Source organism: Methylobacterium sp. AMS5 (assembly GCF_001542815.1).
Taxonomy (GTDB): domain Bacteria; phylum Pseudomonadota; class Alphaproteobacteria; order Rhizobiales; family Beijerinckiaceae; genus Methylobacterium.
The window spans coordinates 1,709,557-1,727,543 of sequence record NZ_CP006992.1; the positions used below are offsets into that span (position 1 = coordinate 1,709,557).

Annotated in this window: 5 protein-coding genes and 1 pseudogene; 2 read left to right on the forward strand and 4 right to left on the reverse strand. The window is 69.6% G+C overall.

Translation table 11 applies throughout. The features are described 5' to 3' along the window. Window positions 1-106: 106 nt before the first annotated feature. Window positions 107-823, reverse strand: a complete 717-nt coding sequence (locus Y590_RS07740) for a transposase (RefSeq protein ID WP_144439945.1) — start codon at window positions 821-823, stop codon at window positions 107-109. 8 nt (window positions 824-831) lie between these two features. On the opposite strand from Y590_RS07740, the pseudogene Y590_RS26355 reads away from it, so the two are divergent. Together Y590_RS26355 and Y590_RS26360 are read left to right on the forward strand one after the other, a co-directional pair. Next, window positions 832-927, forward strand: a pseudogene (locus tag Y590_RS26355) (IS5-like element ISMra2 family transposase); the annotation flags it as partial. A gap of 480 nt (window positions 928-1,407) precedes the next feature. Beyond that, window positions 1,408-1,587, forward strand: coding sequence for a hypothetical protein (locus Y590_RS26360; protein WP_144439946.1), 180 nt, complete (start codon window positions 1,408-1,410; stop codon window positions 1,585-1,587). Here Y590_RS26360 and Y590_RS07745 read toward each other — a convergent pair. The 3 genes from Y590_RS07745 to Y590_RS07755 all read right to left on the reverse strand — a co-directional run bounded on the left by Y590_RS07745 (window position 1,582) and on the right by Y590_RS07755 (window position 14,106). Further along, window positions 1,582-2,392, reverse strand: a protein-coding gene (locus Y590_RS07745; RefSeq protein ID WP_135300304.1) for an IS5 family transposase whose coding sequence is annotated in 2 segments (ribosomal slippage) — window positions 1,582-2,308 and window positions 2,307-2,392 — 813 coding nt in all. Because the reading frame shifts where the segments join, the coding sequence is not laid out codon by codon here. The genes Y590_RS26360 and Y590_RS07745 overlap by 6 nt on opposite strands. Before the next feature lie 693 nt (window positions 2,393-3,085). Further along, a complete protein-coding gene (locus tag Y590_RS07750; RefSeq protein WP_060769342.1) occupies window positions 3,086-8,668 on the reverse strand; it encodes a hypothetical protein in 5,583 nt (1,860 codons plus the stop codon). An 8-nt stretch (window positions 8,669-8,676) separates the two neighbouring features. Further along, window positions 8,677-14,106, reverse strand: coding sequence for a coiled-coil domain-containing protein (locus tag Y590_RS07755; RefSeq protein WP_158509739.1), 5,430 nt, complete (start codon window positions 14,104-14,106; stop codon window positions 8,677-8,679). Between the last annotated feature and the right edge of the window lie 3,881 nt (window positions 14,107-17,987).

Sequence of the window (17,987 nt, forward strand, 5' to 3'; positions counted from 1 at the left end):
CGGATCACCTCCATCGCGGCTGAAGCGCGAACGATCTCCCGATCGCCCACGCAGGTCGCGATGCCAATCGTCGATTGAACCGCGCCGGGTTTCCCGGCAACTGTAATCACGCAACGGTGGCGGGATCGTAATCGGTGCCGGTGGCGAGCATGGCGTTGAGCGTGATGAGGAGCTTGCGCGCAGTCGCGATCAGGGCCGCCTTGGTCGGCTTGCCGGCCAAGGCCAGACGCTCGCGGAACGTGCGGAAGACGGCGGAGCGGCGCGAAGCCTGGAGCGCCGCGAGATAGAGGATCGTTCGCACGACCGGCCGCCCTCCGCCGATGTTACGCGGGCCGACGCGCTTGCCGCTGTCACGGGCGATCGGCGCCAAGCCGGCCAAGGCTGCGATGCGGCGTCGGTCGAGTTGCCCGAGTTCCGGCATCTCGGCAATCAGTGTCGCGGCGACGATAGGGCCGACGCCCGGCGCAGTCTGGAGCCGGCGGCCGATGGCCTGTGTCTCGGGATCGGCGTCGACCAAGGCGGCCATCAGCGCCTCGACCTTGGCGATGCGCCGGTCGAGAAGAGCGATCAGGCTGGTGATGTCGGCACGGGCCTGCTTGTCTGTAGTCTGCTGGAGCCGCGTGGCCTCCTGCTTGCGGATCTCGACAAGCTGACGGCGGCGCGTCGCCTGGGCCTGGAGCACGCGACGCGCCGCCGTTACCGGCTGCGTGGGTGCCGGTCGCAGCCGGGCACCCAGCTCGGCGAGCATGCGCGCGTCCACGCGGTCGGTCTTTCCGATTACCCCCATGGCCCGTGCGAAGTCGCGGGCTTGGCGCGGGTTCACGCGGCTGGCTCAAGCAGCATCGCCGCATCGCCACCCGCTACGAGAAACGGGCCGCCAACTACCTCGCCATGGTCACGCTTGGCATCACCATGCTCTGGCTCACATGGCTTTGCAGAGACCGCCAAGGATCGAATTGCGGCAACAAATTCGACAAGAAAAGGCTCCTTCAAACTATCCAGCGGCATGTCAGCGGTTTACTTTGCAACAAATGTCGCATTCGAGCTTGAGACAAGTGTCGCAAGTTAGATCGCAGGCCGCTTACTCAAGGCTGCACTCAAACGCATCTTTTTCGAAATTATCGAACAATTTCAAAGCACCCAATGCTTCGATGCGCTTCAATCGCTCTCCTGCTTCGACATGGCATGGTGGTTGCGGTGGTGCAGACATCTCCTATTAGCCGCTACGGCTTCATGAGCGAGAACGAATAACGATGGCTCTTTAAGGCCGCACTTCCGCAAATAGCCAGACAGATATCGAGTCGGCTTTGGCGTTCGCACCACACCTGCGCGCGATGCATATGTCGCATGTCGGTGTCAGTCCACTTGCGCCTTGACGTTCGATAATAAAAACATGGGAGGAATAGCTTGAATACGCAGGGCGCCCAGGCCAATCAGCAAAATTCGGCGGCAATCGAGCCGAAGGTTTATACCAATTTCATTGACGGGCAGTTCGCAGCTCCCACCGAGGGTGCGGTCGAAGTCTACAACCCCGCCAACGGCGGTCTGCTCGCGTTGACGCCTGAGAGTCCGTCCGATAAGTCATGATGCTCGCCCGAGCCTTCGGACGAGGATCATGACGGCGGCGGCGTAGAGGAAGGCCTGGGCCGAGGCGAGGGTCGCTTCCGGGTCCTTCCAGAGGCGTCGGTTGCGGCTGATCCATCCGAAGAAGCGTTCCACCACCCATCGGCGTGGATGCACGGCGAAGCCGACCTGATCCTTCGGTTTGCGCACGATGTCGATGGTGATGACGGTGGCGGTCGCGGGTCTGTCGCCGGCATAGCCTGCATCGGCGAAAGCTCTGACGATGAACGGGAAGGTCCGCCGCGACAGGCGCAGCACCGGTCCAGCCCCATCGCGATCCTGAATGTCGGCGGTCTGCGGATCGAGCACGAGGGCGCGCCCGTCCGTGTCGACCAGGGCCTGACGCTTGCGGCCCTTGACCTTCTTTCCAGCGTCGTAGCCGCGCGGGCCGCCGCTCTCGGTGGTCTTCACGCTCTGGCTGTCGAGCACGGCCGCCGTCGGCGAGGCCTCGCGACCGGCCCGCTCCCGGTCGGCCATGACCAGGGCGTGGTTGATCCGCCCGAACAATCCCTCGTCCCGCCAGCGGCTGAAGTAGCCGAACGTCGTGCTGCGCGGAGGGAGATCCTTTGGGATCAACCGCCATGCGATGCCGCCGCGCAGCACGTAGAAGATCGCGTTCAGGACCTCCCGCATCGTCCAGACAGGCGGACGACCACGCGAGGCGGGCTCTGGCATCATGGGCGCGCACCGCCCATTCCGTATCCGTCAGGTCGGTTTCGTATCGAAGGCGCGCACGGTTATGCTGCCGGCGAGTGGTCGGGGTCCACATGGCACGTCCAGATGAGGCTTCAGCACCCTTCTGGAATCACCGCCATTCCGGCCACTCAACCCCTGCCGGACGTTATCGGACGGGCTCTTACCGAGATTGATCTCCTGGGCGATCGCTGGCCCCGCCATCGGGGCCACGAGCAGCCAAGCCAGCAAGGCGAATTGGCGTGAGATGCGGTCCACAGCGTTCCTCCTGTCTGGTCCAAACTCGCGGCTCGCGGGCGGGAGCGCCTTCGATCGGTTTTCCAACAGTACGGCCCCCGAAGCAGGAGCCACTCCCCTCTCGATCGACGCCTTCGCCAAAGCAGAACCCGCTCCCTCCGAAAATGCTTAATTCAAACAATCTCCGACATAGGTTGCACCGGGGCATTGACTGCTACTGAGACAGCAAAGGGAAGATCCTGAAATTTCATGGACTGATCCTGAGCAATGTATGTACTCGAATTTCGTGTCACTGACCCTTCGGCATCCGGACTTGCCCTGGATGGGCCCGCCGTTGGTCGGGCGCGCGCACCAATTGGGACGATTGTCGGTGCCGAGATCGCCACAGGTTTGAATCGGTACAGTCGCGCCTTGTGCGTGGGCGGCGCCAATCGCAGCGAGGCAGAGGACGATGACGGCAAGCGTGCGGTAACCTGTCATGGCGATCTCCTGTCGGATGTCGGGACGCGAGACTAGGCGGGGACGGGGATGCTCACGAAGCTCCTCGTCCCCGTTTGGCAGAATTGTCCGCCTCCGTTGCATGCGGACCTATCTCGACGCGGGCGGCGAAGCGCGGGCCCGAGAGCACGAGTTGATCGTCGTTGGGGAAGTCGGCAGCGCCTTCGTCGACAGGCTCCTGCGCGTAGGTCGCCGGCCGCATCGCATCGATTTCCTCGACGAAGACCACATGCTCGACCTGCGCGTCGTCGAGCGGGTCCGTCGCGAGCCGGAACGTCCCCGTCCAGCACAGGGATCCCGCCGCCTGTCGATCAGGGTTGGGGAGGACGGCGCAGTCCGGCAGCGGCAGGTGGATGCCCGGAGGCGGGTCAGGGCATGGCTTGTCGGCGTCGAACCGCGTCAGGTAGCAGTCGAGTTCGGCCTGGGTCCGGGGGATGAAGGTCCGCTCCGCCCAGGGGTGCCGCTTGCCGTTCCGGATGGTACCATCGGGATCCGCCAGCCGGGCCGGAGTCTCGACGCCGTCGGGACCGCGCCTGAGCACCGTCATCCGCATTAGCGGGCGCTGGCGCCACCATGAGAGGCGGGCTGCGTCGTGCCCGTCCGGCTCCGCCGCCGCGTGGAAGGAGCCCGGACCGGTGACCGTCACGGTGACGAGGCCGCGCTCTGTGCGGGACGCCGTAGCCACCACCCGGCGGCCGGGCATGATCTGCGCCCACTCCACCACGGGCTCCGAGACCCTCAGCACCCTCTCGGCCAGCGGTTGGTAGCGCACGAGGCCGAGGCGGACGAACGGCGCGGCCACTCCGAGGCCGCTCAACGCGACGTCCGCGTACCAGACCTCTCGGTCGGCATCGAAGCGGGGTCGATAGGTGAGCAGCGCCACCTCCATGGTGGTTCCGGTTCCGTCAGCGCCCGGCGTCCCGCCCGGGATCGGCATCGTAGCCCGCGGCACGTAGACGACCTCCGCATCGGCGCATGCGAGCGCGTCCCAACGCTGCGCCTTCGGAGCGGACGGGCTGTCGATCGGCGCTGTGCCGAGATCCGCGAAGGCATCCGCGGGCATGAGCCAGCCCAGCGGCCCCGGCCCGCTCTTGATCGGGTCGCGCCCCCAGCGGGTCACGTAGACGCCGCCGGGACCGAGATCGGCGTCGGAGAAGCCCCGCATGTCGATGTCGCGCCGCTGCAAAGCGGCCAGGTAGTCCGCCCCATCGTAGTCGCGCACGACGGTATCGTGATCTGGGCCGATGCGGTCGCTCAGGATCTCAGGCGGCCAGAGCACCAAGCCGAGCCGCTCGTTCGCGCCCGAGGTGGCGCCCGGCCGGCGCCAGGTCACGCGCAGCATGGGCTCGCGCACGACCACGGCGGAGCCCGGCCCTCGCGACGCGGGTGTGATCCGGGCCGAGGGCGCGACCGTCAGCGGAACGAGCTGGGCCGGCGCCTTAGTGGCCGGGAGAATCACCGTCTGCGCCGTGCCGGTGAGGACCGTCTTCGCGGCCTCAAGCATCCGGCCGCTCGCGCCGTTCCGGAAGGAGTTGGCGGTGCGCGATCCGACCCGCACGGTCAGCGAGAGGCGGCGCGCCCGCGTGTCGGCGAGTACGAAGGGGGTCGTCGCCCGCAGCGCCAGCCGGTCCACATTCCCCGCCTTGGCAGCCTGCTCCGCCTTGGCCGCCGCTCGCTGCAGTTCTAGGAGATCGGAGGACGGCCAGATCCCGGCCGGCGAATCGATGCGCAGCAGGACGGCCTGCTCGCGCTCGAAGGTGACCGAGTCGTCCGGCGCGACGGAGAATCCGTACACGTCGCGGGGGTCCTTGGGCGCGTTCCTGGCCGGGTCGATCGGCCACAGCCCGCGCGCGACTTGATCGAGGCTGCGCTTGCGCTCGTCCGGATCATCGAATCGGCCGCCGACGAGGCTCTCACCCTCGGCGACGATCTCGACGAAGCCCGTGGTGGCCGGATCGAACGTGACCGTGCCGGCGATCAGGATCCCCGCCTCGCCCGGCTCAGGCGCGGGCGGCATCGCCTCCCCGCGCTCCAGCACGGCCGTTCGCGTCGCCGTGCTCAGGCGATGCACGGACAGAACGCCGGTGGGCACCGAAAGGGGCTGATCGACGGCGTGCACCGTCCGAATAACGATCGAGGCAGCGATCTCCGGCGCGCCCGCCGCCGTCGCCATGGCGTGGACGAATCCGCTGACGGCGCGGATCGTCGCGCCCTCGAGCTGCCGCTGGCCGAGCGTCGTGACCGAGCCCGCGCGCACCTTCGCCTCCCTGTCAAGGGCTGCCCGGACCTCGCTCTCCCCGGCGCCGATCCGGTCGGCGATCGTCCGCGCCAAGTCCTGGCCCGGCTTGCAGGCCTCGCCACTCCCCGGATCGTAGCTGGCGAGGAGCGCCGCCGTCTCGACGACGTCGAAATGGCGGGCGAGGTTCGTCGCCGTGGGCAGGCACCAGATCACGACGTCGGCCACCGTTCCCGGCGGGAGCCTCACCTCGACCCGCGAGACGCCGACGCTCACGCCCGCCCGCGGGGTCCCACGCAGCAGGCGTCCGGCAGCGTCGAGGGTAAAGAGGGCAGGGCGCTTCGCGACGGACAACGCCGCGTCAGCATGCATCATCGTCCCGTCTTCCGCCTCAAGCCCGAGGACGGCGTCGCCCTTGGAGGAGGTCGTGGTCTTAGAGGAGACGGGCTGCGCCACGAACTCGATTGCGACCGGTCGGACATCCGGGGCGGTCACGCCCCGGGGACGGACTGGAACGACGAGCGGCCTGTCCGCTAGAGGCTTGCCTGCCTCATCCCGGACTTGGATGACGAGGTACTCCGCCATCGGGTCGGGATGATAGGGCAGCCGGCGCGGCCGGTCGACGGTCCGCGGCCGGAAGACGCTGTCGCCATTGGCCTTCGGCGAGAAGGGCTGCCCGAAGCCGACGCCGTCGTCGAGGGCCCCGGCCGTCCCTGCATCGAAGGTCCAGACCGGGAAGCCGCCGGCCCGGGCGTGATCGAAATCGACGTCCCTCATCCCGTCGCGCGGTCCCATCCAGGACCCGACCCGCTCGTCCTGGAACGCGATGACGGCCTCGACGGCGGAAAGGGCCTGCTTGTGCTCGTCGGCGAACGTGGCCGAGACCCCCGGCGGAACGACGACCCGGACGGAGCGCGCATGGGGCGGATCAACCGCCATGGTCCCGTCGGACTGCCTGCGCGAGCGCAGGATCACCGACGTCCCCGTCTCCCGCAGCCCGTCCCGCACCCCGTCGAGGGGGCGCTCGAGCATCGGCTGGGGCGTCGAGACAAGCGGCGCCTCAATCCGCTCGTGGCGCAGGTGCCGGCGCGGCCCGGCCGTCTCGTTCGGGATCGCGAGGTGAGGCGCCACGTCATCTCCCAGGCCAGGACCGCCGCCACGCACGATGCCGCCAGCCAGCACGGCGCGCATGCGCATGTAATAGCCCGCACCGAGCACCAGCCGCGGAATCTGCCATGCCGCTCCGGCGGTCCATCCGGCTGGCGGCGCGAGCGAATAGGTCTGCGACAGGCGCAGCGGCGCGCAGCCTTCCCTCAGGGCGATCTCGTCCGCCTCGGGATCGATCCCCAGAGGAGCGCCGAGCCAATTGGCCACGGTCTCGTCGACGTAGGCCCGCTGCCCCTTGCCCTCCGGCTGGAGTCGCGCTGGCAGCACGAGGGTCGCGCCGTCATAGGCCGCCCGGTCGGCGGCCAGCGGGATCACCTGCGCGAGCAGGCGGCCGAACTCGGTGTCCCGGATCACCGGCTGGGTCACGTCCGATGGGTCGCCGAACGCAATCGTGCGGCGGCACAAGTCGCGCCACTCGATCACGCCGCCTTGCTGGACGCCGACGTCGAGGCGGTAACCCGCCGTCAGGTCCGTGGCGTCAACGATCTCGACCGCGTCCGGCGCGGTGCGCGAGAGGCTGCGCAGCAAGGCGCCGGTGGCGGCGCGTCGCCGGCCGTGATCAAGCAGCGCGAGCCCCGCCGTGCGCAGCGTCAGCAACTGGCGGCCCTTCGCATCCGGATCGGACAGGGCCGTCCGCCGGTGGTCCAGAGCCTGACTCAGATCGATCGACGTGACGTCGAAACGGTAGTCGGCCTTGCACGCCGTCGTCTCGGACGCGGCGAGCGGCAGGTAGCCGTCCACCAACTCGATGGCGCCGCCGATCAGCGCATTCCGATAATCCTCGGGCTTGGTCGCCTCGAGCGCCGCCTTGATCTCGTCCTGCGTGCACGCGAACACGTCGGGACCGCCTTCGTCCGAGAGGCGGGCCTTGGCGGCAGTCCAGACCCGCCGCTCCGCACCGAGCGCATCGATCACGCCGGCGAGGAACGCGAAGCGCACCCGGTTCGCAATACCCTCCCGCGTCGCGACGGCCTGGGAGGAGAGGACCACCGCCTCGACCTCCTCGATCGGAATCAGCACGTCAACGACGAGATTGAACAGGCGGGCGAGGGACGGCTGCGACTGGATGCCGAGGAGGCGGGCGCGGGCCTGCTCGTCGATCGGGAGTTGCGGGCACCTGCCGGGCTGCTCCGGCGGCGGAGTCCCGTGCACCGTGGCACTGCCGTGGCGGTCGACTGCGTCGTCGACGGCCCTGGAGATCTCGTCAATGCGCCTCGTGGCCGCCCGCTCGATGATGCTCGCCGCGGGGCTCGGATCCCGGGGAGAGGCCTTACCGGCCGCGGCGCTGCGGGCCTGCTCTGCGGCTGCCGCGACGTCCGCGGCGAGCAGCCGCTCCTGCAGCGCCTGCGGCCCGGCCGGCGCGCCTGTCCCTTCGGCACTGGCGTGCCGGACGAGGCTCGGCACCGGGCCGGCCCAGCTTGGCCAGCCTCTGCCCCAGTCGAGGGGCTCGAACGGCTCGTAGGCGAGGTTGACCGGCCGCGGGGCGGCGGCACCCGCCGATCTGGAGGATTTCAGCCGCTCGATCAGGCAGCGGGCGCGCTCCGTCGACAGGACAAGGGCGGCCGCGGCCCGGCCCATCGGGCTCACCGCGACGGTCTCTGCGGCCGTCCCGCCGGGCTGCATGCCCGACACGCCCGACGCGTCGGGCGGCCCGGCGGGCGGGTTGGCGGGCACCTTCAGCTCTTCGAGCAACTTCGTACCGCCCGGTTTGATGACCCGGGCAAGGGCCTCCCACTCCTTCGTCTTGTCCTCCGGCTTGTCCGCCGGGGCGAGGAGCTTGCGCCACAGCATTCCGATCGCCGTGACGTCGGCCGCGCGCCGGGACTTCCAGCTCGCGATGTCCGGTGGGGAGCCACCCGGAAGGGCGCGGCGGTCGTGGTACATGGCCCGGATGGCGGGCACTCGCCGCGCCGCGCCGCCATTCGCGCCGGGAGCAGGATGCTCCCGGTCGACAGGCGCGACTATGACGGCGACCGGGCTCCCGCCAATCTCGGCAAAGTTGCCGATATCGGCGCCGGCGAGGTCGCGCTCGATCAGTTCTGGCCATTGCCGGAGATCGACCGTCCTGCCGATGTTCCGGCGGTCGGGCGCGACGGGCGAAAGGATCAGCGCCGCGCGCAGGAAGCGGTGCCGAGCCCGCCACACGATTCCGGCCGGCACGATCCGGACACCGACGCCGACGGGAATGGGGGGATGATTGGTGTCGTCGGGCATGCCGCCCCTCAGATCGGTTGGCAGGGGGAGAGGCTGGCATCGAAGTAGTCGCGGTAGCCCGTCCAGTCGGCGCGCTGCGACCGCGAGGCGACCTTGAGGCGCGGCGGCCTCGGAGCTCGGCTTGCGGGCTTCTTGCCGGGCGTCATCGCGGCCCACTCGACGCGGACGAAGGGCGGCAGGAGGTCGGAGGGAAGCGAGGCCGTTCCCGTTCCCTGCTGCGAGCCCATCTTGGTGCCCTGGTCGCTGCTGACCCGGACCCTGAACTCGATGTCGTCGATGCCGAGCGAGAACGAGAAGGTATAGGTCGCCTCGCCCTTGACCGGCCCTCCGCGCCCCTGCTGCTTCAGGCGCACGAAGAGCGAGGTCGAGAAGCCGAAGCAGGCGATGGAGGCGGAGCCCCGGGCCATGAACGTGCCGCCGAGTTCGGAATCCTCCGCGGTCGCGCCGATTCTGACGTAGAGCCCGAGCGTCACCTGCCCGTTGCCGCTCAAGGGGCCGAAGCCGAAGGCGAACACGCCGCCATAGTCGAACGAGCACTCGAACGACCTGAAGCCCGACTGCGTGTCCGTGACGAAGCTGAGATAGCCGCCGCCGCCGAAGATCGTCGAGGAGATCAGGAACGGCGCCTCCGGCCGGCCGATCGAGACCCGGAAGCGGGCCGGGCTGTTCTGGAACGGCAGCTCCGCGCCAGCGAACAGGACCACGTTCGAGAAGCTCAGGGTGCCGACGCCGAAGCTGCCGAGATTGACCCCGTAGGCCGCCTCGATCCCGGGCTCCTCCGCCAGGAGCCCGACCTTGAGCCCGCCCCCGCGCGGCGAGAGATAGGCCTGGAGGTCGTCCAGGAACTTCGCGTCCTTGCCGATCTCCGTCCGTCCGAACCGCACGTCGAAATCCGGTGACCGCCCCGTGCCCGCCGTGAAGGTGAGCCCACGGAAGCCGATAGTCACCGCCTCGAAGATCCCGGGGATCAGGTTGATCTTGAACGGGCCGACCGAACCGGTGACCGTGACTTTCGCCGGTGTGGCCGCGTCGAGCAGGTCAACCTCGGCCAGGGTCTGGATCGCGAGCCTCGAGTCGCCCTCGGGCTTGAGGAAGGGGTTGCCGCCTTTCGGGAGCTCGTCGAGTTCGCCGCCAAGGTCATAGGACAGCCGGGCGCGGGTGGGGATGAGCTCGCGGATGCGGGATTCGATCTCGTGACGGAATGCCCGCAGGTCGAGAGCGCGCACGAGGGCGACGCGCAGTTGCGACGCGTCGATCCGGCCGAAGCGCTCGACCAACTCGACGAGCGCGGGGGCCGCCCAGATCTGGCCGAGCCCGTCGAGCGCCGCGAAGACCGCGACGGCCTTGCCGTCCTTGGCGGCGTCGCGGGCCTGCTTCACGAGATCCTGCTCCCGCGCGAGACGATCCTGCTTCGCGCCGCCGACCGTATCGTGGACGACGAAGAGGTCGTCCACGCCGAGCTGCGTCTCGAGGCTGCGCAGGAGGGTGTCGACGAGCGGGGTCTCGGCCCGAACCTTCGCGACCGCGGCCGCGATCTCGGTCCGGCGCACCGTCACGGCCGCGTAGAACGCGACGAGGCCGTCGAGCGGCGCCTGAAGGGCCGTGACGATCCCCTTGAGCGCGTCTTGGAGCCGGGCCTCACCCTGCGCCGCCAGACGCGTTAGCAGGTCGAGCGCGGCCTGCTCGATGACGGCGAGGACCGTCCTGCGAAGGCTCTCGATCCGTGCGGCGACGCCGTCGAGGACGGTCTTCGCCGCCTGCGCGGCATCTGCGAGCGCGGCGGGCTGAGCCGTGCGGATCCGGTCGGCGGCGGCGTCTAGCCTGTTGGCGAGATCCTTGAGATCGTCCTGTCCGGTTCTGGCGAGCGGGATCGCCTCGCCGATCTGGCCGGCCGCTGCCTTTAGCTCCCCGGCGACGGCGGGCAACTGCGGCTCCAGAGCGTCCCCCGCCTCCTTCAGGGCGGCCTGGACCCCCGCGAGCGCATCCGGCGCCTTAACTGCCGTCACGGCCGCGACGGTGCGCACGCCTCCGGCCGCCAAGTCCAGCAGCGCCGCGATCGCCTCCCCGGCCTTCCGCTTGGCAGTCTGGTCAGCGGCGGCGAGGAGCATGCTTTCGAGAGCCTCGCGCGCCTGCGCGGCCTGCCGGCCGAACGCCATGACGGCGAGCACGAGAAGCTTCTGTGCGCCTGCGAGGCGACGCATCGCGGCGGGAAGGTCGGCGCCCGAGACGACGCAGCCCGTCTGACCGCCCGCCAGCAGGGCCGAGAGCTCACGACGGACATCGGCTAAGCCGGCGAGCGCGTCCGCGAGCGCGCCTGCTGTAGCGAAGAGTGCGTCCCGGGCACGCTTTATTGCCTCCTGATCCGAACCGGACGCCGCCTGCTCCGCCTCCTGCAGCGTCGTCAACGCAGCGAGGGCGGCGCTGCTGAACGTCGCGCTGGCCGTGACCGTGCAGGTGCCGGACCCAGTCGAGGTCTTCAGGCGCACGATGCAGCCGGCAAGCCTGTCAATGTCGTCCGCGCTCGGGAGGACGGCGTCGGCCGCTCGCGACAGGCCTTGCCGGAGGGCGGCACACGCAGCGCCGATCTCGCCGATCCGCGCGGACTCGTCGAGCTTGGCGAGGAGCGTCGCCACGGGAGGCAGGAAAGCTCCTAATTCCCGAAGGAAGGCGGCGGGATCCTTGAGGAGGGCGTCCCCCGAGAGCATCCGCGCCAACTCTTCGATGCGTGCGGGCGCGGCGCTCAGGGTCCCGGCCCCGAGAGCCTGGAGCAGGGGCGCGACGGCGGGGGTGATGAACCGCTCCTCGAGCCTGCCCCGGAGCGTCTCTAGCTCCTTGTCTAGCGCGCCGCCGGGGTCGAAGCCGCTGAGGGCGTCCTTGATCGGCCCGATGGCCGCGGGCAGCTGCGTGTCGGCCAGCCGTGTGACGAGGCGCTTGAGCGCATCTTTCAGATCGGGATCGTCGTCGAGGTCCTTAGCGGCGGCCTCGAGCTTCGTCGTGATTGACACCGGCAGCGCAGTGAGACGCGCGCCCAGCGTGTCGACCGGCACGGTGCAGGGATTCGCTACGGCGCCGACGCACAGCGCCTCCGCCAAAGCGCCGCGTACGGCCAAGTCCACCTGCACGGACACCTTCGCGCGCAGCGACTCCGCCTCCGCCGGGATCGGCACGGTGACGAGGAAGCGGCGCACCGCGACGCCCGCCTCCGCGACGAGGGGGGCGACGAGACGCCCCAGCAGCAGGCCGGGGAGCGACTTCAGGTCTTTCGTCAGGCCGCGCACCAGGGCCAGGACGGCGTCGAACCGGCTCTTCAGCTCGCGGATGATGCCGAGCTGCTGGTCGGACATTGACGCGAGCGGATCTTGCGCGATCGCGTCGAGGGTCCGGATCAGCCGCTGCCCGGCCGCCTGCGTGGCGGCGAGGTTCGCCATGAACTCCGCGTCGCTCGTGCCCGCGTTCAGGCACTTCTCGAGACTCCCGCGCAGCGCCCCGATCGCCTCGCCGATCTGCGGGAAGGCCTTGCCGAGGCTGGCCGTCGTCGATCCGTCTCCGGCCTGCCGCGCGGCGATCTCGGCCCATTTGGCCTCAACCGCCGTAATTATGTCCTTGAGCGGCTGGATCACCGTGTCGCGCAGGAGCGCACGCGCCTCCCGCGCGCCCTCCCGCAGCGTCCGCGAGCCGTAATCCACCACCTCGCGCAGCTCGGGATGCCGGTTTGCGATCTGGCCGACCGCGACCTTCAGCAGGTCCGCTAGGGACACGAGCCCGAGCAGGCGGGCGTCGTCAGGAAGGATCGCCTTCAACGGATTCCCGGCATCGAACGGGCTCTTGCCGTCGTTGGCGGTGAGGTAGGAGGTAGCGACGGGACGGGCCTCGGGGGCGGTTTCTCCGGGCGGGAGCGGAGCTGCTCTCGGCGGCGCGGCGTTGACGCTGAGAGGCCCGTAGCGCCGCGAGAGCGCGACGATGTTCATGTTGGGATGGGCGACGCCGCCGGCGAGATTGCCCCGGCCCGCGAATTCCAGCTTGTGGACCTCGTCCCGCACGATCAGGAATGCTTCCGGGACGTTCTTCGTCTCACCGCCCGCAATCGGGTTGTCCTCCCCGAAGCCGGCGCGGACATAGAACGGATCGTAAGCGACCGTCCGCCAGATCGGGCCGCTCCCGGACAGCCGCTCGGCCTGGGTGAGGCGGCAGGACGCCGCCGCGACGAGCGGATAGAAGGGCGGCTGGTCCCGCCCGATCATCAGGGGGCTGCGGACGTAGTGGTCGTTCTGCGGCGTGTCCGGATCGCCGGTCCGCGGCGCCGGGCTCTCGCGCCCCTCGGCCTTCACGCTCCACCAAGCGGTCTCGTAGGTGGTGTCGCCGGGAGTGGTTTCGGGGGCCATGCGCACGGGCTGGCCGCGGCGGTCGAGGTAGCGGACCGGCCCGGTCCCGGCCTTGGCCCCGTCCTCCGGCACCCGGTCGTTGTAGTACCTCACCACAGCCCCAACGGTCGCCGGGTCGTTGGCGGCCTGGTTGTCGACGAACAGGAGTGGCAGGCGCAGCGGCACGGCCTCGCCGGCGACCCGCATCTCGAACCAGACCTCGGCGCCGTCGCGGCCAGCGATCCGGGGCCAGAAGCAGAGGCCGGTGGCGCCGGGCCCGGTGAAGGTCAGCCGCCCGCTAGCCAGGACGTCCTCGACCTCGAGCGGCCCGCCGGGGCAGTCCGCGGTCCCTCCTAACTCCGCGGCGGGATCCACGAGGTCCGGCGTCGTGAGCGTGAGGATCTCGAGCTCCTGGCAGGACCAGCGCCGGCTGCGGTTGGGCTGGCCTTCGGCGGGATAGGTCTTGACCGGGTCTGCGACCTTCAGGAACTTGCGCTGGATCAGGACCGCCGTCGGCGCGCCGTCGCCCGCATCGACGATCAGCCTCTCGGTGAGCTTGACGAGGCTCGCGGTGTGGCCAAGCGGGAACAGGAAGCCCTTATAGACCACCTCGACGACGACGTCGCGGCCGAGCACCGTGCGCTGGCGCCAGCGCTCGACCGAGAAGGCATCGAACAGGTTGCCCGCCTTCGTGCGCGCGGCGGCCGGTGGGACGAAGGTCGTGTCGAGGTTGATCGACCCGCCCAGCGCGCTGAGCGACAGCTCCGTTACCGACAGCGGTCGCGGCTGGTAGATCGCAGTCCAGTCCCGCAGGTCCTCTCCTGCGAGCTGCCCGTCCCCGGTGGTGCGCTCGATGTCGCGAAGGCGGAAGCCCGGCGGCGGCTCGATCTGGCTGCCCTTCGTATCGAGGCCCCCCCGGCCTTCCAGCGCCCGGCGACGGGCAGGCCGTGCACCGAACTCAGGGCCACGACCTCGTGCCGGTCGTAGGCGTCGAGGCCCGTGAGGAAGCGTTGCCCCTCGAGTTCGGCAAGGTCGCTGCGCGTCCCGAGCCCGCGCCGGATCGCCCAAGGCTTCCACGGCCCGCGCGGGGGCGAGCCTGGTCCGTCCGCCGACAGCAGGGCCGCCGGCCGGAAGTCGGGTGACCAGACGGCGCGCACGCCCGCGTCTTCGCCTACGTCGACGAGGCTCGCCGTCCAGAGCGGCCGGACCTCCGCGCCAGCGGCCCCGGCCGGCGCAATTGCGCGCTGGACGGCGGCAGACGGCGTCTTCCAGGTCGCCGTCTGGGCCGGCGACAGGTGCAGGCGGGCGGGAAGCTCGAGGGCGGTCTCGAACGGGCCCGGCTCGTGGCGAGACGCCTCGTAGACCTCGGCGAGCCGCTCGGTCGTGCTCACGCGGCTGACGTCGCGGTTCTCTCGCCCCAGATCCTTGGCGTCGGCGGCACGTGTGGGCCGGTCGGCGCGGGTGAAGCCCTGGAAGGTCAGGATCGCGGCGTCGTCGGCAAGAACCTCGCGCTGCCAGCGCGGCGGCAGGCGGCCGGAGAGGGGCAGCGCCATGAGCCGTTCCGCCCGGCGCACCACCGCCATGTCCATGCTGGCCCAGTTGGTCAGCCCCTCGAGCGAGAACGGGATCGCTCCTCCCGCCCGCTCGCCCTCGTGGTCGTCGGGATTGATGCGGAATACGATCCGGCTCGGGCCCGACAGACGTGCCTCGGCGGGAAGCGGGATCCGCCCCGCGGGGGAGATCGAGTCCCTGACGAACTGCAGCAAGTCCGGACCTAGCAGAACCTTGTTCCGCGTGAGCCACTCGCGACCGCGATAATCGGCTGCGGCTGGATCCGGCTTCTGCGCCGTGTCGCCCGCCACCAGCGCCTCGTAGCGCCGGTGATAGGCGTGACGGAAGGCGACGAAGCCGGCGTCACGACGGTCCTTCTCGCGCAGGATCGCATCCTGGGCGGGCAGGTCCAAGTCCCGATCGGGCTTGCACAGCTCCTCGGGCTTGGAGAGTCCCGCCTCTCTGAGCACTCGCTGGCGCACGTCCCGCGGCAGCGTCACATCCGGCCAGAGCGGCTCGGGCTCAACCGGGGGCCTGACGAGATCGCGCCAGATCGCCTCGGCGAGCCGCCGCGCATCCGGATCGAGGAAGGCGGGCCCGGCATAGAGCCGTTGTTCCTTGGGCAGTGTCCGGGCGGCGGCCTCCTCGGCGAACCGCTCGATCAGCGTCTTGACGGCTGCCCGCTCGCCGGAGACGTCATTGAGGGCCTGAAGGGCCTTACGAGCCTCGATGCGCTGGGAGGCCAGCGTCCCGTCCACCGGGAGGCCGCGCCACCGCTTCGGCCGGCCAAGGAGCGCCAAGTGAGCTGCGAACGCTTCCGCGTCCTTGGCCGGCACGAGTTCCGGCAACGTGACAGGCTCGGGGAGTTGGCGGAAGATCGCCTGCTCCAAGACGTGCTGCGGTGGGAACTCCACGGCGAGCAGCGGCCGCCCATCCCGGGACGGGATCGGTCGCTCGCCGGCATCGGGCTGCGCCGCCCGGGCCGGCGAGCGACCGCCGCGTGGGGCGAGGCGCGCCTGCGGCCCGCCGGCGCCGCGCCAGGGCAGAGTCAGCACGAGGTCGGCGAACCGGAACTTGAGCGCGAGCAGGTCGTCGGGCCGGATGACCGTGAGGCGGGCGCGGTCGAGGGCGAGCTCGCCGTGGCTCGGGACCGGACCCGGCAGGCCGAGAGGTACGACCGCGTCCGCCGAGCCCGGATGCGGCGTTTCGACGAGCGGGATGTGGAAGAACGCTTCCGCGGCGTCGAAGTCGAGCCGGGAGGTGTGCCGCTGCCGGCGAGGGCTGCCGGGGTCGGCCTCGTCGTGCCGCTCGGGCAGCGGGATCGCCGCATGGGTCAGGGCGAGGCGCGCCGAGAAGCGCCGCAGCGTGCGGTCGCCCCCCGTATCGGCGGTGACGATCTCGATCGGCTCGACCCGGCCTGGGGAGCCCGGCCGCGGGCTGAGCGGCGGCAGGGCCGCGACGTCGTAGACGCCAAGGCTCGTCGCGACCCGGTGGTCCTCCGCAACGGGGGCGAAGCGGAGCCGGGTTCTGACCGGCCGGCCCGGCTCGCCCTGGCGCACGATCTCCATGTCAGCGACCTCGAAGGCCGCGTCCGTGCGCTCGGTCCCGGCCTCACGGGTGACCACCGCCACCGTCCCGATCCGGCCCTTCCGGTTCGCCTGGAGGATGCAGCCGGCGACGGTCCTCTCCGGATCGCCCCAGTGGCGCAGCCTCGCCTGCAACTCTGCCGCGAGACGCGGTGGAACGGCGTCGTCGAAGCGCACGCGCACCGCTACCGAGTTGCCGGCGCCGTCGCGGCTGCCGGCGACAAAGCCCAGGACCGGGGCGCGCCCCTGCGGGCGCTCCAGGATCGGAAACGCATCCTCGGCCTTGATGCCGCCGACGGTCCCGTAGAGGCCGAGCGTGGTGCCCCTTCCGGCCCCCGGCGGCGCTTCCGCGTCGAAGAGAAGCGTGTCCCTCATGGCACCGGTGGCCCTGTCCTCGCCCTCTCGGAACAGGCGCCGCACGTCGAGCCGACGGAAGGTCAGGAAGACGTGCAGGATATAAAACTCGCCCGTCGCCCGGTCTTTCGGTTCCAGGCGCCAGGTGAAGTCCCTGTTGAGTTGCAGGCGGAGCGACCCCCTTCCCTCGATGCGCGGTCCGAACAGGCCTTTGAGCACGGGGCCGGCGCGGCGCTCGGGGATCTCGGCCAGAAGTCCCGTCAGAGCGGGCGCGTTGGGGTCGTGGGCGAGAAAGGTATTGAGGAGCATCCTCCCGAACGTCAGGTCATCGCGCCCATCCCACCACCCCGTCGATGAAAGGCGGATTGTCCAGGGCGCCTGCGGCGTCGGGCGCTCGATGACAAACGTCATCGTGAACGTCCGTCCCCTCGGGTCGGGCAGCGAAGCGCTGGTGACGGTGAGGGTCCACCGGCCCGGGACGTAGCGGAGTTCCTGGATGTCGCCGCCGTTGCGCGGGACCCTGATCCCGGCTTCCTCGGCCTTGCCGGTCAGCTCGATCCGCGGGATGCTCGCGCGGTCGATCGAGAAGGCCGCGCTGTCACCGAAGTCGCGGGTCCGCCAGGTCAGGTGAACTCGCTCGTTAGCATCGAGTAGAGCCACGGCGTCGCGGCGCTCGGCATCCAGATAGGCGAGTCGGTAATCTGGGGAGGCCTCCTCCTGCGCCGCTCCGATCGCGCTCGTGGCGACCAAGGAGGCCGCGCCGCCGAGGACTGTGCGCCTCGTGACGCGCGCAGTTGTTGATCGAGCGCACCCAGGCTTCGGCCTTGTCTTGCCTCCTCCGTCTGCCGTCATCGCCGCCCCCACCACCTCTTGGACGACGACTCAGCCGAGGAATCCAAGATGATTAAACTCAAGATTACAAATCATTCTCCGCTTGGCTACGGAATTTTTGGGTGATGCAGCCAAGAGAGGATGCAACGAGCAGCCGGACCGTCGGGGGTGGGCGTAACGCGAACATCTGCTACAATTGGATGTTGCGACAGATCGAAACGATCACGCACGGACAAAATATGTCATTAATTAAAATCAATACTCGTTAAGGCATTATCTGCAAGTCACCCCGAAATGGCGGAACAGCGACATCAAATAGGGGTTGGGGATTCTATCCGAGCATAGGCCCTGATTTTTTGAGCGAGGAGAGCTTAGGATCGAACGCCGGATGGAGCGAGGCGGCTGGCGAAGATAGCCGTGGCCGCTGTCGCTCGACGATGATCAAGGCCGTAGATGTTGTTGCGGCGCTGGCCGGGCCCTGGTCGAATGGCCAGATTGAGGAGCGAATCACCCGCCTCAAACTCGTAAAGCGACAGGTGTGCGGTCGAGCCGAACTTGATCTGCTTGAAGCACGGCTGAATCACGCTGGGTAAGGCCGACGGCACCGAGAGTGCGACAGGCCCAAGAGTGCAAGCA